Here is a 25,529-nt window from a genome sequence, read left to right on the forward strand (position 1 = left end):
CTTGTGATAGTTTACTTAGCCAGTTCTTCTTCAATTGAGGCTTTTAATTCACTGGCAGATAGTTCCGTTGGGAACTGATACTCCTTTTCATTAATGAAAACAGTCGGTACCATTTTTACATTTCTGGCTATAGCTTCTGCGGTCACTTTCAGGCTGATTTCGGTATTTTCTGGTTCTTCTTTCAGCTGATATTTTTCCGCTAGTAGTTTTTTGATTTCTTGATTATTCAGTTGATCCCAATCGCCTTGTGTTGCAAATAATTCCTTTAAGATGTTTTTCACACGGAGTGGGTTGCTGTAATCAAGGAATAAGTTGATTAAGGTTCCATTTAATAACATCTCTCTAGGCTTGTCATAATGCTTAACAATGAATTCAACCTGGCCATTTTCCAAGTAGTTCTGTAAAACATCCTCGGCAATACCAAAAAAAGTAGCACAATAGGGGCAGGTTAAATTCAAAAAAACCTCAACTTTTACAGGTGCATCCTTCTTTCCAAAGCTCAATTGTGAATTTGCAATCTGATTCGTCACTTTCTTCATTCTCCTTTTTAATAATTTGGATTACCATGCTTGTAAATTTCAATTATTCTTATAAAAATAGTTGGGATTGAACGTGGAGGATTCCCATTCACAGCAGTTAGATGCCTTACTGCCTCTGTAAAACCAAAAAGGCCCTCTTCAGATAAGAAGAAGACCTTCACTCACAAGGTTCCTTCTTATCTTGCAAGTTTTCACCAAACTTGCAGGAATTAGCACCTTTCCGTCTAAACGGTGGTTGCTGAGGTGTCATAGAGCCATTCTCTCAACCTCTCTTGATAAGAAAAATATTGCTTATTCACTTTTCGCGCTAATGAAAACAAGATTAACAAATTGTTTATAATATTTTGTTTAATCTTATAATAAGTACGATTATGAAACTTTGTGCACATAATGTCAATGTTTTTTATTAGTGACATGCAGTTGTCTCCTAATTTCAGTTTCTAAACAATGGTGTGAACCTTGCAATGATTGGTTTTTTCCAGGGATATATTTTGCATAAGAATTTAAAAGGGAACTGAAGAATAGCTTGTTATACAAAAGACAAACGTGCCGCCCTCCCATGAGATGAGCTTCGGGTTGGCTTTTTCCAATATTATCGGAAAAAGCCTTTCAGTTAGAAAGATTGTAAAGTTATTGTAAAAAACCTTGAATTAAAAATATATCAATCTATAATATGTTAAATAGAGATAAAAACATTAAGTAATGGAGGTACATCTTATGTCTGACAGAAATGAAATTGGAACTTTTATACTTCGTGTTGTACTAGGTATTGTCTTTTTAGCACACGGCGTTTCTAAGTTTCAAGGTGGAATAGAGAATACGGTAGGCTGGTTTGATAGTATTGGGATACCTGGTTTTCTTGCTTATGCAGTAGCTGTGATTGAAGTGGTAGGTGGTATTGCGCTGATTCTTGGTTTAGGGACCCGGGTTGCTTCGCTACTATTGGGTCTAATCATGATTGGTGCAATCTTTACGGTGAAATTGCCAGATGGTTTTCTAAATGGCTATGCTTACGATCTTGTATTATTAGCCCTATCAGTGTATTTCGTCTTAAATGGCAGCAAGTTATTTTCTCTTGGTCAGCTGATGGCAAAGGGTAAGGAAGCTTAGTATCCAAGAATAGGACAGTTTAGCCCCAAACAAAGCGAGCTGTTTTGTTGTAAAATAAAAAAATTTGGAGCTAATCAAGTAAAGTTGATTAGCTCTTTTTTAAAAAAGTAATAGAGGTTGATATATTTTGTTTAGTTTAAAAACTGATAAATTTTAATAGATGCCCATACCGTGAATCCAACCCAAATTAATATGATTATGAGGCCGGCAATCCAATTCTTAGGTTTGCCGTTTTTCATCATTTGTTCTGCCTTCACTTCACAATCAGATAAAACTGCTTTCGGTATCATCTTCATCGCGAGCCAAATCGCTATTGGAAGCAGAATCACTTCATCCAGGTAACCAAGAATCGGAATGAAATCGGGTATTAAGTCTATTGGGCTGAATGCATATGCGACGATAACTGCAGTAAACACTTTTGCGTACCAAGGTACTCGCTCATCTTTATATGCAAAATAAAGAATAAAGATCTTCCTTTTTAACTGTTTCGCCCAAGCTTTAATTTTATTGAACATAGTCTCTCCTCTAGAAACACGCTCCAGCTGGCACAATACCACTCTTAAGCGTAAAATCATTTCACTTTTGTAATTTAACTATATAGTACTATAAACTAAGTGGTTTTTTTGTGTTTTGCACGTCGGGCGGGGTTCTGTCAGGCAAGTTAGTTGAACAAGAAAAATGAAAGTGGTAAGCTAGAATAGGTTTAAGTGAGGTTTCTGATTATTATAAAAATATGGTTTTTATGGAGGAGTCTGTCACCAAGGGGGAAGTATGCCCTTTGGTGACAGGCTCCTTTTTGTTTTTTACGCCAAAGTCCCCGCTACCGGCAGTTTCCAAGTTAAAAATTTGAGGGCGGGTATTAGCAGAAACCAAAAAGCCCACAAATTTCAGCTGATTGTACATACTAAAAACAATGATTTGATAGGAGGGTATTACTTTGTCTTACTTGCTCTTGGCGATCGTTTCGCCGTTGTTATTTGCTATTTTCATTCCATTTTTCCATAAGTGGTTCGGACGCGTACATACGGGATGGTTCGTTCTCCCATTGCCCATCCTATTATTTGCTTATTTCCTTTCCTATCTTCCTCAAACGATGAGCCAAAAAAGGGTAATGGAAACCTTTGAATGGATTCCATCCCTGGGGATGAATTTCACAGCCAAAGTTGATGGGCTTGGTTTATTATTTGCCCTTTTAATCACAGGGATAGGCGCACTCGTAATCCTTTATTCAATTTACTATTTAGCTAAAGATAAAGAAAAGCTCAACACTTTCTATGTCTATTTGTTGCTTTTTATGGGAGCAATGCTTGGGGTTGTGTTATCCGATAACTTAATTGTCATGTATGCTTTCTGGGAGTTGACCAGCTTTTCCTCGTTTCTCTTGATCGGCTACTGGTACGAACGGGAACGGTCCCGGTATGGAGCTCAAAAGTCGATGCTGATTACAGTGTTTGGCGGGCTGGCGATGCTTGGCGGGATTATCCTTCTTTATGTGATGACCGGTACATTCAGCATGACCGAAATCATCAGTACTTCGGATGAAATTTTCAATCATCCTTTATTTGTCCCTGCACTGCTTTGCATTTTGCTTGGCGCTTTTACAAAATCAGCTCAGTTTCCTTTTTACATCTGGCTGCCCGATGCCATGGAAGCCCCAACGCCTGTTAGTGCGTATTTGCACTCGGCGACAATGGTTAAGGCGGGGATTTATCTTGTAGCACGGTTCACTCCTGTATTCGGGGAATCGAGTGTCTGGTTCTGGCTTGTTGGAGGAGTCGGCCTGTTAACGTTAATTTGGGGATCAATTTTTGCGGTAAAGCAAACCGATTTAAAAGCCATTCTTGCTTTTTCAACAGTGAGCCAGCTCGGGCTGATTATGTCGTTGCTTGGGGTCGGGGCAGCTGCTCTCCATTATGAAGCGTTGGATGACAATATCTACACAATAGCGGTTACTGCAGCAATCTTTCATTTAATCAACCATGCTACCTTTAAGGGCAGCCTGTTCATGGCTGCAGGAATTGTTGACCATGAAACAGGCACGAGGGATATCCGGAAGCTTGGCGGGTTAATGCAGTTTATGCCGGTCACCTTTACAATTTCCGCAATCGGGGCATTCTCAATGGTTGGGCTGCCTCCTTTTAATGGATTTTTAAGTAAAGAGATGTTCTTTACGGCCATGGTCCAAGTGAGGGAAATGAATATATTCAACCTGGAAACATGGGGAATTCTATTCCCGGTGCTTGCCTGGGTGGCAAGTATCTTTACGTTTGTCTACAGCATGATCCTTGTTTTTAAAACGTTCACCGGGAAGTTCCAGCCGGAAAAACTGAGTAATAAGCCGCATGAAGCTCCAATTGGGATGTTGATTTCTCCCTTGATCCTAGTAGCTCTTGTTGTCATTTTCGGCCTCTTCCCAAATTTGCTTGCAAGCACTTTGATTTCTCCAGCAATGTCAGCTGTCCTGCCGGATTTATTGGGTGCGGGGGAAGAGTTCGATGTACATATCTCGTTCTGGCACGGTCCTAACATTGAACTTTTCATGACCCTTGGAGTCATCCTGTTAGGCTTCTTCCTTTTCAAAACATATCCAAAGTGGGGAAGGATTTACGGAAAACTTCCGCAAAAGCTTTCACTGAACCGCTTTTATGATGGTCTAATAGAAAAGGCCCAGAACGGCTCCAACAGGATGACAAGCAGCTATATGACCGGCTCGATTAGATCTTATCTTGTTTATATTTTTGCATTTTTTATCTTCATTCTATCTGCGGCTCTCATAAGGGAGAATGCATTTAAACTTGATACGAGCAATGTTTCATCAATCGGAATTTATGAAATGGTCCTTGTCCTGTTTATCGTGGTTGGATCAATAAGCATTTTGTTTGTTAAATCAAGAATGACTTCAATTATCCTCCTTGGTTCAGTTGGTTATACGGTTTCACTGTTCTATGTGCTTTTCAGGGCACCGGATTTGGCGTTAACCCAGCTGGTTATCGAAACCATCTCGGTCGCTCTCTTCCTGGTTTGTTTTTATCACCTTCCGAAATACCGGAAGCTTGAAACGAGGATGAGATTCAGGCTGACAAATGCGCTTATATCCATTGGGGTTGGGGCAATTGTCACAATTATTGCACTCTCCGCCCATAGCAATAAGCTTTTTGATTCAATTTCACAGTATTACGTTGAAAATACGTATGTGGAAGCAGCCGGGAAGAACATGGTCAATGTCATTCTCGTGGACTTCCGCGGTTTTGATACACTTTTTGAAATAACGGTCCTTGCGATTGCCTCGCTTGGGATATACGGAATGATTAGATTGAAATCGGATAGGGGGAAACAAGGGTGAGAAAAGTTAATAATATTATTCTTGAAACGTCCCTTAAAGTGTTGCTCTTTATCATCGCCCTATATTCGGTTTATATTTTCACTGCGGGCCACTACTATCCTGGGGGCGGCTTTATCGGCGGCTTGATGACTTCGGGGGCGATTGTTCTCCTGTTAATCACGTATGATATTGAGACAGTTGCGAAAATCCTGCCCATCAATTATCGGTTTCTCACGGCTATTGGGTTATTGATTGCGATAGCAACAAGCGCCGGAGCAATGCTGTTTAATGTACCTTTTTTAACCCACGTTTTTACAGATGTTCATCTCCCGGTGATTGGGGAACTATCCCTCCATACCGCAACACTGTTTGACCTGGGTGTCTATTTTGTTGTTATCGGTGTGACGATGACCATTATTCAAACAATAGGGGGGGATGAATAATGGAGATTTTAATGGCTTTTGTCATAGGAATTTTATTTATGACCGCTACGTATTTAATGCTGTCAAGAAGCTTGCTGCGCATTATCATCGGAACAGGACTGCTCAGCCATGGAGCCCATCTGCTTATTTTAACAATGGGCGGGCTGAAGAGGGGAGCAGCTCCAATCCTAAGGGACAATATTACCATCTATACAGATCCACTCCCGCAGGCTCTGATTTTAACGGCTATTGTTATCTCTTTCGGGGTAACAGCCTTTTTCCTGGTTCTGGCCTATCGATCCTATAAAGAGCTGGGGACCGATAATGTGGAAGAAATGAGAGGATCCAAGCTAAATGACTAATTTAATTCTTTTACCGATATTAATACCTTTACTCACAGGGGCAATATTAATCTTTTTTAGAAAAAATAAAATCTTTCAACGTGCGCTGGCAACGTTATCAGCTGTTGCCGGGATCATTGTTTCCTTTATTATTGTTCAAAAAGTCCGCTTTGATGGAGTTCAATCACTCAATATCAGCAGCTGGGATGCACCTTTCGGAATAACGATCGTCTCCGATATGCTCTCCGCGCTGCTTGTGTTCACCACAAGTATCATCGCATTCGCATGTTTGCTTTATTCTTTTTTTTCAATAGGGGAAAAAAGAGAAAATCATTACTTTTATGCGGTTTTTAACTTCTTATTAGTCGGGATCAACGGGGCCTTTACAACTGGGGATATTTTCAACCTTTTTGTCTTCTTTGAAGTGATGCTCATGTCCTCATATGTTTTGCTAGTGCTTGGCGGAACAAAGATTCAGTTAGGTGAAACGATTAAATATTTGCTCGTCAATATTATTTCTTCGGCCTTATTTGTTATTGCTGTCGCCTATTTGTATTCCGTAGTCGGAACACTGAACATGGCTCATATCTCCACAAGGATCAGTGAGATTAGCGCAAACGGGATGCCGGGTATTTTGACTGTCATTGCGGTTTTGTTTTTAATTGTATTCGGTCTAAAAGGGGCAATCTTTCCGCTTTACTTCTGGATGCCAGGATCCTATTATGCGCCTCCGGCAGCGGTTCTTGCTCTGTTTGGGGCATTGCTGACAAAAGTTGGCGTATATGCGATTACGAGAACCTATACCCTTCTTTTTCACCATGATGGCTTCCTTTTCCAGCTGTTGGCAGTATTGGCGATTTTATCTGTTGTTGTTGGAGTAATAGGGGCAATTGCTTATTGGGATATAAAGTATATTGTCATTTACAACATCATTGTAGCAGTCGGTGTGATTTTATACGGCGTTTCCGTTATGAATCCTGCTGCTTTGACAGGGTCAATCTATTATTTGATTCATGACATGATCATTAAAGCAGCTTTGTTCCTGCTCGTTGGCATTATGATTGCGATAACCGGGACAAGCAATCTGAAAAAAATCAGCGGGCTGATCAGCCGGTATCCAGGCCTTAGCTGGACATTTTTCATTGCCGCATTGTCACTGGCAGGCATTCCTCCATTGAGCGGGTTCCTTGGTAAGTTCCTGATCATTCAAGGCGGTGTTCAGGGGGAGAGTTATATCGCTGCCGGCCTCGTATTAATGTCTAGCCTTCTTGTCCTGTTTTCGGTAATGAAAATTTTTATAAATGGCTTTTGGGGGAAGGGACGGACATATGAAGGGGAGGAAAAGGCTCCTGTCAGATGGCTTCTCATTTCTCCGGCCATACTCGTGGTTTTGTCCGCCGTTTACGGCATAGGCTCGGAGTCCTTCTTGCCGTATATTAACCTGGCAGCTGAAACGTTATTGGACCCAAGTGTCTATATTGAAGCTGTCTTAAAGGAGTGATTTAGGTTGTCCCTTCAAATTTTATTAAATGTCGTCCTAGCTTTCCTATGGATGTTTATCAAGGTTTCGTATGGCCCTATTGATTTTATAAAAGGATATATATTTGGATTGCTTGTCATATTTGTGCTTAGGCGCTATTTCCAGACACGCTTCTATGTTTATAGAATTTGGTCGTTTGTAAAGCTGACGCTCATCTTTTTCAAGGAGCTTCTGTTATCCAATATTGCAATCATCAAAATTGTACTGAAGCCCAAATTGGATATGCGGCCAGGCATTTTTGCCCTTCAAACCGATTTAACGAAAGACTGGCAGATTTTGCTCTTGTCTAGCTTGATTACCTTGACACCTGGTACACTGGTCATTTCAGTTTCCGATGATAATAAAATCCTATTTGTCCATGCGATGAATTTAGGGGAAATCGAAACTGAAATTAATAATATAAAAAATACATTTGAACGTGCTATTTTGGAGGTGAGCGGCTAATGCTTGAAATAATTGTACGGATTGCTTTATTATGCTGTTCACTCTCTATGCTGGGGCTCATCTACCGTGTCATTAAAGGGCCCTCAACCGCAGACAGGGTTATTGCCCTGGATTCAATTGGCGTTAATCTTGTCGCGATAACCGCGCTGTTTTCAATTGTCCACAAATCGACTGCCTTTCTGGATATCATCCTTCTGATCGGGATCCTGGCCTTTATCGGGACGGTAGCCTTTGCTAAATATTTGGAAAGAGGGGAGATTATCGAAAATGAGCCTAATCGTTAATTTCTTAATCGGTTTCTTCATTTTGGCCGGCGCCTTTCTATGTCTTATTGCTACGTTCGGCGTGATTAGGCTTCCAGACGTGTATACACGGAACCATGCCGCATCCAAAGCTACGACTTTAGGAGTCATGTTCATTCTAGTAGGAACATTTATTTACTTTTACTCCTTCCTTGATCATTTTAATTCAAGGCTGATACTAGGCTTTGTCTTCCTCTTCATGACTTCGCCGATATCAGGACACTTGATTAACCGATCTGCTTACAACTCCGGGGTGAAGCTTTGGGATAGAAGTGTCAGAGATGACCTGAAGACATATAACGAGGCAAAAGAGAAAAATCGGTTCTAACTAAAAGAAGCATAACTCCTTCAATAGGGTTATGCTTCTTTGCCTAATTGTCATAAAGGTCAACGGTTAATTTGCCAGCAGAATCCACTTGAGCCATAAAGACTTTATCGACCGACAAACCTTGTTTCTCGAGCTCCATTTTGAGCCATAAAGGAGACCGTTTTGCGGCAGCAAGGGAATCATATAATATTTTTCCATCCATTATAACAGTCTGAGTTACTCTCTCATTTTTAACGTTAAGATTTAAATCTTTCGCGGTTAACGGCTGGTTTTCTTTTTTCAAAAATACACTTAAATCACCGGTCGGCTCTAGAACGGCAAATTCCACCTCAGAAACGTTAAACACATTTTTTTTCCTAAGCAATGTGTTTAAATCATCAATCGTGTAAAGTTCCTTTTTTAAATTTCCTTCTAATATATTTCCGTTTTCTATAAATACAGTTGCTTTGCCTTCAGTGAAATCCCGGAATTTTTTATTTTTTAGAGAGATATAGTCGACTAAATATGTAACTGCAAAAAAAATCAAGATCGCTACTACTCCATGCCATAAGTTTCTCTCAAGGCCCATAATGACTTCAGCTGCAATACTCCCAATCGTAATTCCGGATACATACTCAAAAAAAGAAATTTGGGAAAGCTGCTTTTTACCGAGTAATTTGGTCATTAAAAACAGAACAGCTAAAAATAAAAGAGAACGAATCGTTATATCAAACCAGTTGCTGTCCACTTAAACACCTCGATAGGTTTGGCTTATAAAATAGCAGTAGTAGCCGTATCAAAACACAATATAAGCTTATTTTGCGGAATCGCTCCATAAAAACTTGTGGAAAATAAAGCTAGTCATGGAAGGAAGGCAAAAAGATGACCTTTCTAAAAGCGGGAAAACAAAAAGCACAACCCTGCCAAAAGCAAGGCTGTGCCTTCTTAGTTTGCACCAGCATCCATTAAAATTTGTTCAATTTCCTTAAATCCTCTTTCGCGCACATGCTGCAAAGGGGTAACATTATTGCCGTCCGGAATATTCACATCGGCCCCATGTTCAATTAACAGCTTAATGGTTTGCTGTTGTTTTTTGCCGCCATCATTTAGAATAATAGCTTCAAGCAAGGCAGTCCAGCCAAGATTGTTGATATGATTCACATCAACATCAGTCTTTGTTAAAAGTTCTTTCACTACTTCGGTATATCCATGTTCTGAAGCAGGGATTAAGGCGGTTCCTCCGTAACGGTTCGTAATGGCCGGATCGGCTCCAGCCTGAATGGTTAACTTTAAAATATCAAGATATCCCTCAGAACCTGCATACAGAAATGGATTGTTTTTCATATCATCCTGTTTGTTGACGTCTGCTCCTGCTTCAATTAATACTTTCGCCGTTTCAACATCGTTATTATAGGCTGCAATCATCGTAGGGGTTTGCCCCTGCTCATTTTGCACATTTATATTGGCTCCCGCCTCAATTAACATCTCAACGGTTTCTGTTTCCTGGTTTTCAGCAGCTTGAATCAGTTGAGTATCGATTTCATTTGTCATATGATTCTTCTTCTCCTCTGCCGATTGGTTTTCGTTCGAAGAGACACATCCTATAAGCAACAGAATGCAACATAACAGAAGTGAGGCCAACTTTATGTTCGGAAAAAAGCCCTTGTCCATTAAGAGTTTTGCTCTTTCCAAAGGGCAAACGGATTGTTGACTTGTGGGTCCTTGTCCAATCTCTTCAATCTAATGTCCCTTTCTTCAATCGGGAGGGCAATTTGCTGATAAACATACTGTGTTCCCAGGCCAACTTCTTCCTCTTCCTCCGCCGTAAACGCATAGTAAACATGTTGAAGATTAGCCCAATAAATTGCGCTTAGGCACATCGGGCATGGTTCTCCGCTTGCGTACAGCTTGCAGCCAGAAAGGTCGGTAGTGCCCAGAGCGGTGCACGCTTCCCTAATAGCGAGCAACTCGGCATGTGCGGTTGGATCATGAGTTTTTAGAACTTCGTTTACCCCAGTTGCAACCACCTCTCCATCTTTAACGATGACAGCCCCGAACGGTTTTCCCTTTTTGTTCTTCGTGTTATCGTAAGCCAGGTTAATTGCCAGCTGCATGAAATCTTGGTGAGACACTTTCAAAACACTCCTTTACCAACTCGTTACCGTTACTTAACCATGCTGCACAAAGCTTTTCAAGTGATTAAGCTCTCTTTGGTATCTTGGAGGAAAAATAGTCAATTATGGACCGCGGCACTAACCTGGCAGGCTCAAATTGTACATGAACACCCATTTCAAGGACATTTCCCAGATGCAAAATGTACTCGAAAGTCTATTTCAAGGACATTTCCCTATCCAGGCAGGTACAAAATGTACTCGAAATTCTTTTTCAAGGACATTTTACCTGTCCGGCGGCACCGAAATGTACTCGAAACCCCATTTCAAGGACATTTCATCTGTCGTGCTGCATCGAAATGTACTCGAAATTCTCTTTCAAGGATATTTCGATATCCGGGGTGAACCAAATTGTACTCCAAATATACTTTTTCTAAAAAAGCGCCTTAATATGAGGAAGGATCCTGACAGGCAAAGGGCACCTGTACCAAGCAATTAATAGCTGCCCTTAGTAAAATCACAAAAAGCTTAGTTTAATTTATGTAGCCTGAAATAGTAAAGCAAGTCAAAGAAGCAAATGAGTAAAATTATTTAAATATATCAATCTGTGATCTAAATCACTGCCTTAAAGTGAATTTTTATATATTATCACTATGTGAATAGTAATAATTACTTAAAGGGGAGTGCTCGTTTTGTTAGACCAAAAAACGATTGAGATTATTAAATCCACAGTTCCTGTTCTTGAGGTCCATGGGGAAGCAATCACCACAAAATTTTATCAAATGATGTTTACAGATCACCCTGAATTACTGAATATTTTTAACCATGCTAACCAGAAACAAAACCGCCAGCAAAAGGCGCTTGCAGCTACAGTATATGCAGCGGCAAAATATATCGATAACCTGGAGGCCATCATCCCTGTTGTAAAGCAAATCGGCCATAAGCATAGAAGTCTTGGCATTAAACCAGAACATTATCCTATCGTAGGAAAATATCTATTACTGGCAATCAAGGATGTTTTAGGAGAAGCTGCTACCGATGAAATTATCAATGCATGGGCCGAAGCTTATGGAGTGATTGCAGATGCATTCATTAGCGTCGAAGCAGAAATGTATGATGAGGCATCCAGCCAAAAAGGCGGCTGGGCCGGTTTCCGGAATTTCATTGTGGAGCGCAAGGTGAAAGAAAGTGATGTTATTACTTCCTTCTATCTAAAACCACAGGATGGAAAAGACATCGCCTCCTACCAGGCGGGACAATATATCAGCGTCAAGCTCGAGATTGCTGGTGAAGAATTCACCCATATGCGCCAATACAGCCTTTCCGACTCGCCGGGAAAAGAATATTACCGAATCAGTGTAAAGCGTGAGGCAGGGACCTCCAATCCAGATGGTATGGTGTCAAATTATCTTCATGAAACAGTCGAAGAAGGGGATATCCTTCCTATTAGTGCTCCGGCTGGCGACTTTGTCCTAAATACGGAAAAAGAGAACCCGGTCGTTTTGCTTAGCGGCGGTGTTGGTCTCACTCCAATGGTCAGTATGCTTAAAACCGTTTCGGAAGTTCAGCCTGAGAGAAACGTTACATTTATCCATGCGGCTCAAAATGGCAAATTGCATGCGCTAAGGAATGAGGTAGAAGCTTTATCTGAAAAGGAAAACATTAGATCATATGTTTTCTATGATTCACCAACCGAGGATGACAGAAACGAAAACAAGTTCGACGTAGAAGGCTATGTAACCCGTGAATGGCTGGAAAAGAATGTTCCTGTCAGCGAGGCAGACTTCTATTTCTGCGGACCTGTACCGTTTATGAGAGCAATCAATAGCGCTCTGAAGGAAATCGGTGTAAGTGACGACAGAATTCATTTCGAGTTTTTCGGGCCAAAAGGAAACTTGTGAGCGAGACATATACTTAGCAAAACGGTCCAGAGGTGATGTCCTCTGGACCGTTTTAATTTTCATCTGCAAATTTTCCTCAAATAAATTTAGTGGGATAATTATAAACAATTTATCCACAAGAAGTTATTTTGTGGATTAATTAACTCTCCAAAAAGATCAATTCTCCACAAAAACCTGGTTAGGTTGTTGATAGGGGTACGTTAACGACCTAAACACGGAGGTAGCTAAATGGATCAGGACAACTTTTTCAATAATCAGGACAACTTTTCATATATACAGGACATTTCCCAAAAAATACAGGACATTTCCCAAACGATTCAGGACACATTTTTAGATATTCAGGACAAACCAGTCCTGCAGCAGTGAGGCGAATTACCTTAGAAAAAAATAGGGAAAGCAGCCAAACTGGGGTGAGTAGATAAATTGCCCCTGCTAACCCCTATTCACTCCAGGCTTGCTGTTCCGCCAACTCCCTGCCTTAATTTATAAACGACAGACCCAATGGCTGCTGCCCACAGGATAGCAAGGCTTCCGTAAGTGAATAAACTGATTGTCTGAGATACATCTAGTGTCCCCAACAAAGTACGGATGTTGGTTAAAATGATGATTCCACCTACAAGAGTTCCCAAAAGGTTTGTCGGAATGATTTTCACAAGCCAAGCCGCGATTGGTGCTGCAATCAAGCCGCCTATCATCAAGGCAATAACCCATTGAACGTTGATTTGTGACCAGCCAAGCGTCAAAAGAAAGCCGATCGTTGAAGAGACCGCAATCGCGAATTCGCTTGTATCAACAGAGCCAATAACTTTTCTCGGCTCCATCTTGCTGCTTGTCAGCAATACTGGAGTTGCGATTGGACCCCAGCCTCCTCCGCCCGTTGCATCAAAAAAACCTGCAATAAAACCAAGCGGGACAAAGAACTTTTTGCCTTTCTTTTTAATAGAAGGTTGGTTTGTTGTGGAAAACTTAAACAGAAACCGGTAGATAACGAAAACACCTAACAGGAGAAGGAATACGGAAACATAAGGTTTTATTATATCGCCGGGGATGCTTCCCAGAAAAATTGCCCCGAGAAAAGCACCTATTGACCCAGGGATGATTAGTTTGTAAACAACTTGTTTATCGACATTTCCAAACCGGATATGCGATACACCGGATGCCGCTGTTGTAACAACCTCTGCCATGTGCACAGAAGCGGATGCCACGGCGGGAGCAATTCCAAACATGAGCAGCAATGACGTTGAGGTAACCCCGTATGCCATGCCAAGGGAACCATCAACCAGCTGTGCTGCCAGGCCAATGAACGCAAGAATAATAAGCCTCCTCAATGATATCTCTCCTTTTTTATAAAAATGCTGAATAGACTAGTTAGAAGCATTCTATATTGGTGATTGTTGACTAATCTAATCAAGTTTGTAACGTACAATATGTCGGGACAAAAATGAAGGTTCTTCGTTTGGGGAAGATTGGATGAATGCCTATATAAGGAGGGGGAGCGATGAGGCTATCGAGCAGGGGAGAATATGCGCTGCGGGCACTTATTTGCCTCGGAAGTGACGAAAGCAGGCTAGTCCCGATCAGTGAAATAGCAGAGAAGACACTTGTCCCAATCAATTATTTGGAACAGCTGCTTCTGCAGCTGAAACGAAACGGCTACGTCCAAAGCAAGCGTGGAGTACACGGTGGATATAAACTTAGCAGAAGCGCGAATGATATTGTCATTGGTGAGGTGATTCGGAATCTGGAGGGTCCCCTGGCGCCAATGGGATGTGTCAGCATAACATCGTATGAGAGCTGTCCCCTGGAAGCTGGCTGTATGCTGAAGCCTTTATGGGCCCTAGTTAGAGATACAGTTGCACAGCTGCTCGATCATACAACCCTTAAGGATTTGCTGGATGGCAAGGTGTATAGCAGCCAATGAACTTTTTAGAGCAGTCCTCTTTCATTGAAAATGATTATCATTTACAATGAGGATAGTCACTAAATGAATGGGGATGGTACAATGTTTGTCCAAATGCGAAGAATGACCATTACAGAAGGAAATTCCGAAAAAGTAGTTGAACGTTTCAGCAAGCCCGGCATCATTGAGGAACAGGAAGGATTTGTAGACCTGACCATTATGGTAAAAAAGGTCCGCCGCGGTGAGGAAGAAGTCATCATCCAAATTCGCTGGGAATCCGAACAATACTGGAAACAGTGGGAAAAAAGCGATGCCCATATCGCCGGCCATAAAGCAAACCTTGGCAAGCCGAAGCCTGAGTATATCATCAGCTCTGAATCGGGATTGTATGAAGTTGCTGCTGTAAAAGGGCCAGCAACGAACTGAATAAGTGGATTGATGTAATGCAAGCAGCCAATCACATTACGGTTTACTGCTTTTTTAATTCAATGTTTGAATATAGAGGCAATAACGATTTTGCTTCCACTTCCATTGGCATCGTTTCAGTATTTGTTTCTTGTTGAAATGGTTCCAATAAACTCTATTGGAACCATTTCACCCTCTTTTCCTCCCCAAAATGAGTCCAATAAGCGCTATTGGCATCATTTCGCATCCCCTTCCTGCCCAAAGTGTGTCCAATGATTCCGTATCAATTTGTTTGTCTGGCACTTTGTTTACTTGGAGGTTGTTCCGATGTTTAATGATGTGTCTGAAATATGAAATTCTCGAGTATGTGTTGTGAATCCTAGGAAATATTTAAAATATCTCGGATAAGTAGTAAAAGTACCGGATAAAACTAGTAAACAATTGTAAAAAATCATCCGGATTAACAGAATTGTTAAATGGGCCTCTGTCATCCGGAATTGCCAAAGAAGGATTCCTTGGACATAATTATAGGCCGATAAAGAAACAAGGAATTTACCACATAGGAAACGAAAAAAAACCGGTTCAGCACAAAAAAACTGAACCGGCCTTTCCCTATTAATAAATCATACTATCATCGTGATAATACTTAAATTCTAGCAAATTGTTGGCAGGGTCAATCAGGAAGAAGGTGACATGTTCCTCCCGCTTGCCGGCAAACCGGACCATCAGCTCCTGGAAAAAGCGGAGCTCGTTTTTCTGTGCATGCTCGAGCGCCTGATCGAATTCGTCGCGATCGACAAACGTAATCCCAAAATGGCGCGGATACATTTTCGGGACAAGGTCGATTTTGTCTGGATTCAGATGGCAGACAACCTGGTCGCCGAAGAAGTCAAAGGTAACCCGGTCATGGTACCTTCTGCAAAGGCGGCAGCCAAGCTTTTCATAAAAATCAACTGTTTCATCGAGGTCCTTGCATGGAATCGCAAGGTGGAATACTTTATTCGTATCTCTCATATTGAAAACTCCTTTAGATGAAAAATGTGTCAGACCGTAATCCGAGCCGCAGTGTTTCAAGGGCAATCGCGTCTGAGAATGGGATGTTGGCCAAATTGACATTTGAACCTGCAATCCGTATAAAAGAGGTTTGCATTTTTTTATTTGGTGCTTCAAAGATCACCCTATCCAGGGCAAGCCCCGATCCGATAATTTCTTCAATAATATCAAAGCGCATTTCCCCAGAAGCATGGCAGATACCACTCGTGCCGCTTTCCCTTGCTTCAGTGATAACCTTGCTGGCGCCTGCTTCGAAATCCTCATGGATGAAATCCAGCCATTCGGACGATTCAGCTGTGACACTGCTGTCTTTGCTGCCTACCTCACTGAAAACACAAAATTCCTTCGAAAAATCGGCAATATGACGGGCTTTTTCTTTATTGGAAATCGGCAGTGTTCCGTTGGAGATTTCAATGTATTTGCAATCGTATCTTTTACAATAGGAATAATAATCGTCCAGTTTGCTTTGGCTAAGAAATTTTTCGAAAAGAGTCCCGCCAAAGAAATAGTCGATGCCATTTTCCTTAAGACAGAAAATTTTTTCTCCGAGACTCGATGTAACAACCGATGTACCCCAGCCAAACTTAACAAAATCAACAAAGCTGGCGGAGGACTTAATGGTATCCTTAAAAACAGCCTCGGGAATGCCGTTGTCAATCAATATCGTCAGACCTTTAACCCTCGGTTTTCTTTCCCGGGCGGGCAGGTCCAATCCAGTGTAATTCATGCTCATTCACCCTCACTAATCGTGGCAGCTTTTTCGAACAGTCCACATACATCACAAAATCGCAATCCAGCACGTTTGTGCAAAAAGAAATGTCTTCTTCAATAAATTCAGGCTGGTCCGGGTCAAAAAACTTTTCCGCCTGCCTGCATCCTCTGATTCGCTCAACGACTTCAGACTTATCCACAGATTTATCCCCAACAATCATTGCTTTGATATACTCAGCACATGCAAGATCGTCATCGCCTTCAGGATGGGAGGCAATGATCGTTACTGTTGCTCCTGGCCCGCACAGCTTTCTGGCGACTTCCGCTGTTTTTTTAGCATTGGAAAAGCCGGTCACTAACATAGCTTCCGCACCGAGCGCATTCAGTGTTGCCTTTACACCGTTGGTCGTTTTCTGGACAAGTGTTCTTCCCGCTACGTCGGCTGCAGCCATCCTTTTCGGGGAATTGTCAAAGTCAAAGCCCGGAATTGCAAGGCCGCCTATTTCCCCGGCGAGAAGATAATCAGGATTTGATTTTTTTAAAAGAATGGCTTCATCCGCAGTCCCGGAAAGCACGATTTCCTTTGCCCCCCGATGGAAGGCGTAATGGGCAACCGTGAAAGCCCGAATCACATCAATGACAATTGTAATGTTGGAGGGAGGCAGATCATGGCTGTGCCCTTGAAAAATAGTCACGTTCATTTGTGGACTCCTATCCCTTAAATCTCTTCAAAAGTATATGCCCAGATTGAAAATGCGTACCTAATCCATTTCATTTTTTGAAATAGGCTTTTACCAGCAAGAACCTTTTTTATGAAAATTGAATAACCTGTACGTAGGTTTTTACCTAGTTGGGTGCCCCGGCACATGAAGATAGCGAGGGGATGGAGATGGGAAAGGCTTTAACATATGAAACGTGGGAGGAAGAGAAGGCAGGGCAAGTATTTGGAAGCAATGCGGATTCAATGGAAGTCCTCAAGTGGGCCTTCAAGGAATATGGAGATGAAATCGTCTACGCCTGCAGTTTCGGGGCGGAAGGTATTGTTCTGCTTGACCTTATTTCGAAGGTGAACAGAAATGCAACGATTCTCTTTTTGGACACCGACCTGCATTTTAAGGAGACATACGAACTAATTGATTCGGTAAAAAAGAGATATCCGGGTTTTACAATAAAAATGGTGAAGCCAGCTATGACATTAAGCAGCCAGGAAGAGGCCCATGGGAAGGAACTGTGGAAATGCAATCCAAACCTTTGCTGCAAAATAAGGAAAGTTGAGCCGCTTGCAAGCGAGCTTGGCCAAGTTGGTGCCTGGATATCCGGGCTGAGAAGGGAACAGTCCGAAACCCGCAAGCATGTTCAATTCATTAATAAAGATGAAAACTTTAAAAATATAAAAATTTGCCCGCTCATTCATTGGACATGGAAGGATATTTGGATGTATATCGAGCTGAACAAACTTCCCTATAATCCTTTGCATGACAAAAGCTACCCATCTATCGGCTGCGAGCCATGCACAAAACCGGTTACAGATGGCGGGGATATGCGCTCCGGCCGCTGGGCGACTAGCCAGAAAACCGAATGCGGGCTGCATAATGCCAGCGGAAGCAGTTAACGGTCTATAAAAGCTGACACGACTATGTTAGGAGGAAGTGACATGATTCAGCCCCATGGGGGAATTTTAGTAAATCTTGTGAATAAGGAGTATCCGATCCCGAAACATTCCCTGGCGATTGAACTTGATGCGATGGCCCTCAGCGACCTGGAATTGATTGCGATTGGCGCCTATAGCCCGCTTGTAGGTTTTATGGGAAAAAAAGATTACCAGTCAGTTGTAGAAAATATGCGCCTCGAGGATGGAACCGTTTGGAGCATCCCCATTACACTCGCAGTTTCAAAGACAGCCGCCAAACAAATTGGACCTACAGACACTGTCAGGCTTGAGAAGGATGGCGTCGTATACGGGGTGATGTTGATTACTGACAAGTTCATTCCAGACAAGAAAAAGGAAGCAAGGCATGTGTACAAGACTGATGACTTGGAGCATCCAGGGGTAAAAAAACTGTTTGAACGAGAAGAGGTCTACATTGGCGGCCCGATTGTGATGGTCAGGAGGCCAGAGAACCCCTATCCAGCTGAAAATCGCGACCCGAGGGAAACCCGGGAGCTATTCAGGAAAAATCACTGGAGTACTGTTGTTGGCTTTCAGACGAGGAATCCGATTCACAGAGCCCATGAATACCTTCAAAAGTGTGCGCTCGAAACGGTTGATGGCCTATTTCTGCACCCACTTGTCGGAGAAACAAAGGCCGATGATGTACCAAGTGATATCAGAATGAAAAGCTATAAAGCACTTATTGAAAACTATTACCCGAAGGATAGAGTGCTACTATCCGTCTTTCCAGCAGCGATGCGTTATGCTGGTCCCCGTGAAGCCATTTTTCACGCGCTTATCCGGAAAAATTACGGCTGTACTCATTTCATCGTTGGCCGCGACCATGCCGGAGTAGGCAATTATTACGGAACCTATGACGCCCAGAAGATATTCAGTAATTTTAAAAAAGAGGAAATTGGCATCCAAACTCTGTTTTTTGAAAACAGCTATTTTTGCAAGGCATGCGGCAATATGGCGTCTGTCAAAACATGTCCTCACGGCAAGGAACACCATGTATCCTTGTCAGGAACAAAAGTAAGGGCAATGCTCAATAATGGCGATGCGCCTCCTAAGGAGTACAGCCGTCCAGAGGTCGCCGAGATATTAATCGAGGGAATGACAAAGCGGGCTGGCAGCCTTCAGGAGTCGGTGGTTAAACATGACTGAGCATATAGTCTGGCACCCAGCCGCTATTACTAAGGAAGAACGCAGGAAATTAAACGGCCATAACAGCTTCGTGCTCTGGTTTACCGGCCTTTCCGGCTCTGGTAAATCGACACTTGCCAATGAAGTTGACCGCAAGCTTCATAGTCTTGGTGTGAGGAGTTATGTACTGGATGGGGACAATATCCGCCAAGGCTTGAACCAGGGGCTCGGCTTCAGCAAGGAAGACAGGATTGAAAACATCCGCCGGATCGGTGAGGTTTCCAAACTTTTTGTTGATAGCGGACAAATTGTCCTGACTGCGTTCATTTCCCCATTCCGCGAAGACCGCGATAGCGTAAGAGCGCTGTTTGAACAGGGTGAATTTATTGAGGTATGGGTGCAATGCCCGCTTGAGGTATGCGAAAAAAGGGATGTTAAAGGCCTGTATCAAAAAGCCCGGAATGGTGAAATTAAGGAATTTACAGGGATTAATTCCCCGTATGAACCCCCGCTGAATCCTGAGATTATCATCAATACTTCGGAATGCATGGTTGCTGATGCCGCGCAATGTATCATCAAGTATATACGGGAGAGGGGCTTTATCTAAGAAGAGAAAAGTTCCGGGTAATTTCCCCGGAACTTTTCTTAACTAAATTGATGTCTTTGATAGGGCCATTTGGTCCTCAGGAAGAGCCTTCGTTGTTCCATCGCTGTTCAAAACGTTCCGCCATGTATATTTTGGCTTATAGCCGAGGAATTTCTTAGCCTTGTCATGGGACATCAATGTTTCATATCCTTCAATGTCCTTTTTTAGTTCCACGCTTGGGAAGTATTTTTCCACCAAGTACTGGCTCGGCTTCGGCATGATTGTATCCGGGGCGGTAATATGAAAAATATTATTTCCGAGATTATCTTTCTGAATGGCCAGCAGGCAAGCCTGTGCAGCATCCCTAACATCGCAGTAAGCCCAAGCGTTTTTCTTCTGAAGGTCCCATTGCTTTTCATCATTCCAATGCATAATTGGCAATTTTTCATATTCGTCAGGCTCATAGATATTGGCAAATCGTAGTGCTGCAATCTGCGTCTTATTACCTGAAAGATCAAAAAACATCTGTGAAAGGTTTTCGGTTAACCGCTTTACCATCGCATAGGAAGACTTGACTCGGGTTGGGTGTTTCTCATCTACTGGCAGGTAGTGAAGTTCCTCTTCGACAAAAGGATAACCAAGAACGGTTTCGCTCGAGGCCCAAACAAGCTTAGGAATCTGGTGGTCTTTGCAGGCCTCCAAGATATTAAAGTTGACTAGCATATTGTTTTCAAACAGTGCCTGAGATGTATTTCTTACGTCAGTGGGAATGTTCCCAAGATGGACAACTCCGTATGCACCTTTTAATAGCTGGGAAACCTGGCCGTAATCCTTCAATTCAACCTGAAGGAATTTAGGTGAAGCAGATTCTTCCCTCAATTTCCTGTCAGTGGCAATTACCTCATAGCCTGCTTCCATAAACGTTCTGACAGTCCACCGGCCAATTTTTCCTGCTGCACCTGTGACAACAACCCTTTTCACATTGCTTCGCTCCTTTTAAAAAGTCTTTGTTTTTGAATGGTTTTTATAAAATTACTTCGCCTGCCATCCTTTGTTAGAATCTCCTCTTCCTTACATTTTATTGAACTGACTTTCCTAGTAAATAGTGGTGTCTCCTTTATAATTTCAAGCTCTTTTTCTCATACTAGATTAGTGCTCATTTTGTCGGGAAAGGATTCTGTTTATGAAAAAAATTATCGTGATTGGGGCTGGGATTCTTGGTGCATCAACAGCCTATCATTTGGCGAAGATGGGTGCGGAGGTCCTTATAATTGACCGGGAGGATGAGGGACAGGCAACTGAGGCTGCTGCTGGCATTGTTTGTCCCTGGCTGGTTGGTGAGCAAAGTGAAGCCTGGTATAGGTTGGCAAATGCTGGGGCAGGGTATTTCCCAACGCTGATGGAAGAATTAAACAGAGAAGGCGAGCAGGAGGTTGGTTACCAAAAAGTCGGTGCACTTATTATTCACCACGAGGAGTCGGAAATAGAGAAGTTGGAAGAGCGGGCAAGGTTAAGGGAAGGGTATGCCCGGGAAATCGGAGAAATTTCCCGCCTCACTGAACAGATAAGCAGTACGCTCTTTCCACTGTTATCAGATGGTTATCACTCTGTTTTTGTTCAAGGGGCGGCCATTGTAGAAGGACGCCTCCTGCGTAATTCGCTGCTTCGTATTGCAGAACGGAATCGTGCCGTTAGGATAAGTGGAGACGCGGAACTCCAATTTAAAGGGAGTCAAGTGACTGGTGCAAAGGTGGGAAGTAATTGCTATATGGCAGATATGGTCATAGTTTGTGCCGGCGCATGGGCAGAGGCAATTTTTAAGCCGATAAGTCTTACTTTTAATGTAAACGTCGAGAAAGCACAGACTATCCACCTAAAGTTACCCGATGCAAAAGAGATGGAAAAGTGGCCGGCCGTTATAGATCCTTCCACACAGTACATCGTTCCTTTGGACGGAAGTAGGATCGTAATTGGTTCAACGACTGAAAGCGATAATGACAGGTATGATGCTCGGTTAACCGCAAGTGGGGTCCATAAAAATCTAACTGATGGACTGGAAATTGCCCCAGGCCTGGCAGATGGTATATTCCTAGGAGGAAAAGTTGGATTCCGCCCGTTTACTGCAGGAGGTGTTCCAGTCGCAGGATTCATACCGGGCTGGAAAGGGGTTATTACGGCCAATGGACTTGGGGCAGCCGGGTTAACAATGGGACCATTATTGGGCTTGCAGCTTGCAAAACTTGCACTCAATATCGAGCTGGATATCAATCTCAGCGATTACGACATAAGGAATGCAATTGTGAAAGAGAAATAAAAAACAGCCTTCGGTTAATGAAAAAGCAGTTGCCAGGAAAGCGTATTAAGCAGACTGCGCTTTCTTTTGGATTGCATTCGGAAATCCTTTATTTAATAAAAATGGCCTTGGTATAATTCCTTTGTCTTGGCACAAACTAAGAGGAATAATTGCATAGCTGAAGGGAAGGGCATTCACATGTGGCTATTAGTAATAAGTGCCATTCTTTTTCCTCTACTTGTTTTTTTTATGCCTAAAAGGATTCCCCTAATAGATTTATATGCCACAACTGGTATGGCCACGTATTTCCAATTACTGACCGACGTCTATCTTCATATTAAATTAGACTGGTATGGGTATTTTTCCGACAATCAAAAGGCCGAGTGGTCGACTACGCTATTAACTCCGCTCTATTTATCGTTTTCGGCAAGAAGACTCCATCTGATTTGTGTTACGAGCGGAGCCCAACAATTCAGGTGGAGATGAATTGCCGTCAGCCGATGCTGAAGCTAATTTTCACAAATTTTTGATTTAAAACCGAACAAACATTCGCCTTTCATCCAACCTATTGCTATAATTATAGATAGGAAAACCAATCTATCTGGCAGGAAAGGCGGTGAGCAAAATGGCTAAAAAGAAACCAGTTAAGGTATTGCGTAAACGAAAGAAAACCGAAACCATTCAACGGTTCACTCAAAAACAGAATATTGGACGAGCGAGTCTTACCGCCAAGGAATTCCGCCTGCTTCAACGCATGTCACATAGTTCCAAAGCGTTGCGTAATGTTGGATTATATACGATGAAACAAAGTTATTTGACGAACAATCGAATTGCAACCGTTAAAGAAGTAGACGCTGCCATGCAGGCTGATGTGAACTATTGGGGTGTTCAATCGAACTCCGTCCAGGCTATTCGGAGGACGTTGTATGCAGAAGTAAAAAGCTTTTTCGAGGCGTTGAAAAAGTGGAAGGAAAACCCTGAGACATTCACTGGCCGTCCTAAATTTCCGAAATACTCCCGATCTACCGAAAAGCGCGTGATCGAAATCTTTCAAGTCCCTAAAGTGGATAAAAACGGGTTTTGGGCAATTCCCATGAATACTGAATTCAGAAAACGTTTCGGTTCTATCAAGATACGTATGCCAAAAAACTTGTTAAACAGGAGGATCTCCTACATTGAAATTGTGCCCAAGCAAAAAGGTCGGTTCTTTGAGGTGCATTACACGTATGAAGTGCAAATCGCTCAAATGAAGAAACAACCAACGACCACGGTTCATGCTTTGAGCTGCGATTTAGGTGTAGACCGGTTGTTAAGTTGTGCAACGAATCATGGCGAAACCTTTCTGATTGATGGCAAGGAACTAAAATCCATCAACCAATATTTCAACAAGAAGATAAGCAACCTGCAACAAAAAAATAGTGAAAACGGGATTTCAAAACGGGTTGTGACCAACCAAATTGCGGAACTTTGGAACAAACGTGAACATCAAATCAACGGATATTTCTCACAAACCGTCGGCCTGTTATTCAAAAAGGTGAAAGGATTGACTATCGATACGATTGTCGTTGGGTATAATGCCGGCTGGAAGCAAGAATGTAAGATGGGGAAAAAGAACAATCAGACGTTTGTACAAATTCCATTCAATAAGTTGATCTCTGCCATCGAAAATAAATGTATGAAAGAGGGCATCCGGTTCAGGAAGCAGGAAGAGAGCTATACGTCCAAAGCAAGTTTCTTGGATAAAGATAGGATTCCTGTTTGGTTAGAAAATGATAAATCCACCTACACATTCAGTGGCAAACGTATCACTCGCGGAATGTATCGTTCCAAAGCTGGTCAGTGTATCCATGCAGATATCAATGGTGCGCTGAATACGTTGAGAAAATCGGAAGTTGTAGACTTTCACGAAACGATCAACGTTAAAACTCCAACTGTATTAAAAGTGCAAAAACGTAAAGCTGTTGCCTAGTGCATAGCGTAGTGGGTGTGTCAACCATCCAAGAGTATTCGGCATGTTTGTGCCGGGGCTTGTAGTACATAGTCCGCAAGGCTATGACTTCGCCGAATCCATTCGGAGAACCTTAACTCATAGTAGGGAGGGTGCAAGTGGGAAAACGATCGTCCGTTGCCAGTACCGACCTAAAAAATACTTGGGGTGTCACCGTAAGGAGACATGGATTCTAGAGCGTCAATCTGTCTAGTGTTGGACGAAAAGACCTAGAGTTCTAACTCAAGCCCCCACTGAAACGCTCTATCTCAGTGGGGGTAGTTGACCCTTATGATAAAAGTAAATTTATAAAAATCCTTTATATGGGAGTCTGGACAGCCTTTTCAGTGCTATATGAATGAATCGCAACCAAAACCCCGGCATGTTTTATCATGAAGAGTGGAAGCTGTACCACTCAGCCCTAACCTATCCTGTTTTATGAAAAAATACACTTTTTAGCAGGGGAAATCTCAAGTTTTTAAAAGGTGGTTTACCGATAAAAAAGTTAGGGTAATATCCCTTGTTGGAAGGGGGATTTAGGATATGTATGATTTTTCAGGTGTTATTAATAGAATTAGAGAAATAAAAGTAGATCTTGCCAATGAAATAACCGATAAACAAGTTGAGAAGTATCCTGAGCAGCTTGGACCAATTTCAGAGCAGCTCCGGGAACAAAGAGTAAATCTGATTGGGTTATACGAGGAATTGCTCGTTGATGATCTCGATACTGCCCTGGCAAAGATTGAAGAATGGGGCAAAAAGACCGGCGCATTTTGTTCTGAACTCGGAATGACCATCGATATGGCGCTGGATGAACTGAATTATTATCGCGAAGAAATGACCGAAATTATATGTGAAGTAGGCCAGAAAAATAAAGTGACGCTGAGTAATTATAATGAGGCGAACAAAAAATTGCAAAGAATCATTGATAAGGCTGCCCAAAGCTTCAGCATTGCGTTTGTGGCACATCATAAGGACATGATGAAAAAGGCGCAGAGGGAAATCGAAGAATTGTCGGTTCCAGTTGTTCCCCTTGAAGAAGGAGTGGCTGTGCTGCCGCTGGTTGGAACCATCGACACATATCGGGCCAAGCTGCTAATGGAAGAATCACTTAGGAAGAGTGCTCAGCTTGGTGTCACCTATTTCATCGTTGACCTATCAGGGGTTCCGATTGTGGATACGATGGTCGCAAACCAAATCTTCCAGGTCATTGATGCACTGAGGCTTTTAGGAGTTCAGGCAGTATTGAGCGGAATTAGGCCCGAGATTGCCCAGACTATGGTTCTCCTCGGAATAGACACATCCAGAATTAATACTTTTTCCAGCCTGCAGCAGGCATTGCAATCATTTAGGCTAACCCACTCAAATGGGGCTGCCATGTAAGTAAGCTGAAGACAACCTGTATCCTGATATAAGGATGGAGGTTGTCTTAATTAATACCATTTCAAAGTCAACCAT

At 42.4% G+C, this 25,529-nt stretch carries 27 protein-coding genes, 1 pseudogene and 1 riboswitch; of the genes and pseudogenes, 18 read left to right on the plus strand and 10 right to left on the minus strand.

Annotated features, from left to right (window positions below):
* Window positions 1-11 precede the first annotated feature (11 nt).
* Window positions 12-530: a thioredoxin domain-containing protein gene (locus TY16_RS03435; protein ID WP_043930352.1), complete on the minus strand. Its 519-nt coding sequence runs from the start codon at window positions 528-530 to the stop codon at window positions 12-14.
* A 182-nt stretch (window positions 531-712) separates the two neighbouring features.
* Window positions 713-821, minus strand: a riboswitch (SAM riboswitch).
* Window positions 822-1,256: 435 nt separating this feature from the next.
* On the opposite strand from TY16_RS03435, the gene TY16_RS03445 reads away from it, so the two are divergent.
* Window positions 1,257-1,649: a DoxX family protein gene (locus TY16_RS03445; protein WP_043930355.1), complete on the plus strand. Its 393-nt coding sequence runs from the start codon at window positions 1,257-1,259 to the stop codon at window positions 1,647-1,649.
* 131 nt (window positions 1,650-1,780) lie between these two features.
* On the opposite strand, the gene TY16_RS03450 is transcribed toward TY16_RS03445, so the two are convergent.
* Window positions 1,781-2,164 carry a YkvA family protein gene (locus TY16_RS03450; protein ID WP_043930356.1) on the minus strand — a complete coding sequence of 128 codons (384 nt, stop codon included), beginning with the start codon at window positions 2,162-2,164 and terminating at the stop codon, window positions 1,781-1,783.
* Window positions 2,165-2,586: 422 nt separating this feature from the next.
* Here TY16_RS03450 and TY16_RS03455 point away from each other — a divergent pair, with 422 nt between their 5' ends.
* From TY16_RS03455 to mnhG, 7 genes are read left to right on the plus strand one after another with little or no spacing between them, the layout of a single operon-like run.
* The gene (locus TY16_RS03455; protein ID WP_043930357.1) at window positions 2,587-4,992 is read left to right on the plus strand and encodes a Na+/H+ antiporter subunit A; all 2,406 of its coding nucleotides are present in this window, start codon (window positions 2,587-2,589) and stop codon (window positions 4,990-4,992) included.
* Window positions 4,989-5,414: a Na(+)/H(+) antiporter subunit B gene (locus TY16_RS03460; protein ID WP_043930358.1), complete on the plus strand. Its 426-nt coding sequence runs from the start codon at window positions 4,989-4,991 to the stop codon at window positions 5,412-5,414. The genes TY16_RS03455 and TY16_RS03460 overlap by 4 nt, the downstream gene beginning before the upstream one ends.
* The gene (locus TY16_RS03465) at window positions 5,414-5,755 is read left to right on the plus strand and encodes a Na(+)/H(+) antiporter subunit C (RefSeq protein ID WP_043930359.1); all 342 of its coding nucleotides are present in this window, start codon (window positions 5,414-5,416) and stop codon (window positions 5,753-5,755) included. Before TY16_RS03460 ends, TY16_RS03465 begins: the two co-directional genes overlap by 1 nt.
* On the plus strand, window positions 5,748-7,235 hold the full coding sequence (locus tag TY16_RS03470) for a Na+/H+ antiporter subunit D (protein ID WP_043930360.1): 1,488 nt from the start codon (window positions 5,748-5,750) through the stop codon (window positions 7,233-7,235). Before TY16_RS03465 ends, TY16_RS03470 begins: the two co-directional genes overlap by 8 nt.
* Window positions 7,236-7,241: 6 nt before the next feature.
* Window positions 7,242-7,718 (plus strand): Na+/H+ antiporter subunit E, encoded by a 477-nt coding sequence (locus TY16_RS03475; protein ID WP_043930361.1) that lies wholly within the window; start codon window positions 7,242-7,244, stop codon window positions 7,716-7,718.
* Entirely contained in the window at window positions 7,718-8,002 is a 285-nt protein-coding gene (locus tag TY16_RS03480) for a Na(+)/H(+) antiporter subunit F1 (RefSeq protein ID WP_043930362.1), read from the plus strand. Before TY16_RS03475 ends, TY16_RS03480 begins: the two co-directional genes overlap by 1 nt.
* Window positions 7,986-8,348 carry a monovalent cation/H(+) antiporter subunit G gene (gene mnhG, locus TY16_RS03485; protein WP_043930363.1) on the plus strand — a complete coding sequence of 121 codons (363 nt, stop codon included), beginning with the start codon at window positions 7,986-7,988 and terminating at the stop codon, window positions 8,346-8,348. Before TY16_RS03480 ends, mnhG begins: the two co-directional genes overlap by 17 nt.
* 46 nt (window positions 8,349-8,394) lie before the next feature.
* On the opposite strand, the pseudogene TY16_RS03490 reads toward mnhG, so the two are convergent.
* The 3 genes and pseudogenes from TY16_RS03490 to TY16_RS03500 form a co-directional block, all read right to left on the minus strand.
* Window positions 8,395-9,075: pseudogene (locus TY16_RS03490) on the minus strand (DUF421 domain-containing protein); the annotation flags it as partial.
* A 197-nt stretch (window positions 9,076-9,272) separates the two neighbouring features.
* Window positions 9,273-9,998 (minus strand): ankyrin repeat domain-containing protein, encoded by a 726-nt coding sequence (locus TY16_RS03495; protein ID WP_081772864.1) that lies wholly within the window; start codon window positions 9,996-9,998, stop codon window positions 9,273-9,275.
* Window positions 9,998-10,459 (minus strand): nucleoside deaminase, encoded by a 462-nt coding sequence (locus TY16_RS03500; RefSeq protein ID WP_231505554.1) that lies wholly within the window; start codon window positions 10,457-10,459, stop codon window positions 9,998-10,000. Before TY16_RS03500 ends, TY16_RS03495 begins: the two co-directional genes overlap by 1 nt.
* 671 nt (window positions 10,460-11,130) lie before the next feature.
* Between TY16_RS03500 and hmpA the strand changes: the two genes are divergently transcribed.
* Both hmpA and TY16_RS26045 read left to right on the plus strand, forming a co-directional pair.
* On the plus strand, window positions 11,131-12,339 hold the full coding sequence (hmpA, locus tag TY16_RS03510; protein WP_043930367.1) for an NO-inducible flavohemoprotein: 1,209 nt from the start codon (window positions 11,131-11,133) through the stop codon (window positions 12,337-12,339).
* 228 nt (window positions 12,340-12,567) lie between these two features.
* A complete protein-coding gene (locus tag TY16_RS26045; protein WP_155922129.1) occupies window positions 12,568-12,705 on the plus strand; it encodes a hypothetical protein in 138 nt (45 codons plus the stop codon).
* A gap of 77 nt (window positions 12,706-12,782) precedes the next feature.
* Here TY16_RS26045 and TY16_RS03515 read toward each other — a convergent pair whose 3' ends face one another.
* The gene (locus TY16_RS03515) at window positions 12,783-13,667 is read right to left on the minus strand and encodes a sulfite exporter TauE/SafE family protein (protein ID WP_043930368.1); all 885 of its coding nucleotides are present in this window, start codon (window positions 13,665-13,667) and stop codon (window positions 12,783-12,785) included.
* Between the two features lie 170 nt (window positions 13,668-13,837).
* On the opposite strand from TY16_RS03515, the gene TY16_RS03520 reads away from it, so the two are divergent.
* Both TY16_RS03520 and TY16_RS03525 read left to right on the plus strand, forming a co-directional pair.
* Window positions 13,838-14,260 (plus strand): RrF2 family transcriptional regulator, encoded by a 423-nt coding sequence (locus tag TY16_RS03520; RefSeq protein WP_043930369.1) that lies wholly within the window; start codon window positions 13,838-13,840, stop codon window positions 14,258-14,260.
* Between the two features lie 81 nt (window positions 14,261-14,341).
* Window positions 14,342-14,665 carry an antibiotic biosynthesis monooxygenase gene (locus TY16_RS03525; RefSeq protein WP_043934469.1) on the plus strand — a complete coding sequence of 108 codons (324 nt, stop codon included), beginning with the start codon at window positions 14,342-14,344 and terminating at the stop codon, window positions 14,663-14,665.
* Window positions 14,666-15,259: 594 nt separating this feature from the next.
* Here the strand turns inward: TY16_RS03525 and TY16_RS03530 are convergent.
* The 3 genes from TY16_RS03530 to TY16_RS03540 are packed head-to-tail and all read right to left on the minus strand — an operon-like array spanning window position 15,260 to window position 17,109.
* On the minus strand, window positions 15,260-15,658 hold the full coding sequence (locus TY16_RS03530) for a VOC family protein (RefSeq protein ID WP_043930371.1): 399 nt from the start codon (window positions 15,656-15,658) through the stop codon (window positions 15,260-15,262).
* Window positions 15,659-15,671: 13 nt separating this feature from the next.
* Complete coding sequence (locus tag TY16_RS03535) at window positions 15,672-16,424, minus strand: phosphosulfolactate synthase (protein WP_043930372.1); 753 nt, start codon at window positions 16,422-16,424, stop codon at window positions 15,672-15,674.
* The gene (locus TY16_RS03540; RefSeq protein WP_043930373.1) at window positions 16,372-17,109 is read right to left on the minus strand and encodes a 2-phosphosulfolactate phosphatase; all 738 of its coding nucleotides are present in this window, start codon (window positions 17,107-17,109) and stop codon (window positions 16,372-16,374) included. The genes TY16_RS03535 and TY16_RS03540 overlap by 53 nt, the downstream gene beginning before the upstream one ends.
* A 188-nt stretch (window positions 17,110-17,297) precedes the next feature.
* On the opposite strand from TY16_RS03540, the gene TY16_RS03545 reads away from it, so the two are divergent.
* Genes TY16_RS03545 through cysC form a run of 3 tightly spaced genes read left to right on the plus strand, consistent with a single transcriptional unit; the run spans window position 17,298 to window position 19,812 of the window.
* Window positions 17,298-18,020 (plus strand): phosphoadenylyl-sulfate reductase, encoded by a 723-nt coding sequence (locus TY16_RS03545; RefSeq protein WP_043930375.1) that lies wholly within the window; start codon window positions 17,298-17,300, stop codon window positions 18,018-18,020.
* A gap of 42 nt (window positions 18,021-18,062) precedes the next feature.
* Window positions 18,063-19,226 (plus strand): sulfate adenylyltransferase, encoded by a 1,164-nt coding sequence (gene sat / locus TY16_RS03550; protein WP_043930376.1) that lies wholly within the window; start codon window positions 18,063-18,065, stop codon window positions 19,224-19,226.
* Complete coding sequence (gene cysC, locus TY16_RS03555; RefSeq protein ID WP_043930378.1) at window positions 19,219-19,812, plus strand: adenylyl-sulfate kinase; 594 nt, start codon at window positions 19,219-19,221, stop codon at window positions 19,810-19,812. Before sat ends, cysC begins: the two co-directional genes overlap by 8 nt.
* 42 nt (window positions 19,813-19,854) lie before the next feature.
* Here the strand turns inward: cysC and TY16_RS03560 are convergent, their stop codons facing one another.
* The gene (locus tag TY16_RS03560; protein ID WP_081772865.1) at window positions 19,855-20,772 is read right to left on the minus strand and encodes an NAD-dependent epimerase/dehydratase family protein; all 918 of its coding nucleotides are present in this window, start codon (window positions 20,770-20,772) and stop codon (window positions 19,855-19,857) included.
* 202 nt (window positions 20,773-20,974) lie between these two features.
* Between TY16_RS03560 and TY16_RS03565 the strand changes: the two genes are divergently transcribed.
* The 3 genes from TY16_RS03565 to TY16_RS03580 all read left to right on the plus strand — a co-directional run bounded on the left by TY16_RS03565 (window position 20,975) and on the right by TY16_RS03580 (window position 25,454).
* Entirely contained in the window at window positions 20,975-22,105 is a 1,131-nt protein-coding gene (locus TY16_RS03565) for an NAD(P)/FAD-dependent oxidoreductase (protein ID WP_043930379.1), read from the plus strand.
* 604 nt (window positions 22,106-22,709) lie between these two features.
* Entirely contained in the window at window positions 22,710-24,053 is a 1,344-nt protein-coding gene (locus tag TY16_RS03575; RefSeq protein ID WP_043930381.1) for an RNA-guided endonuclease TnpB family protein, read from the plus strand.
* A 561-nt stretch (window positions 24,054-24,614) separates the two neighbouring features.
* A complete protein-coding gene (locus tag TY16_RS03580; protein WP_052342575.1) occupies window positions 24,615-25,454 on the plus strand; it encodes an STAS domain-containing protein in 840 nt (279 codons plus the stop codon).
* The last annotated feature ends 75 nt before the right edge of the window (window positions 25,455-25,529 follow it).

It is taken from the genome of Bacillus sp. EB01, from assembly GCF_000613125.1.
Lineage (GTDB): Bacteria > Bacillota > Bacilli > Bacillales > Cytobacillaceae > Bacillus_D.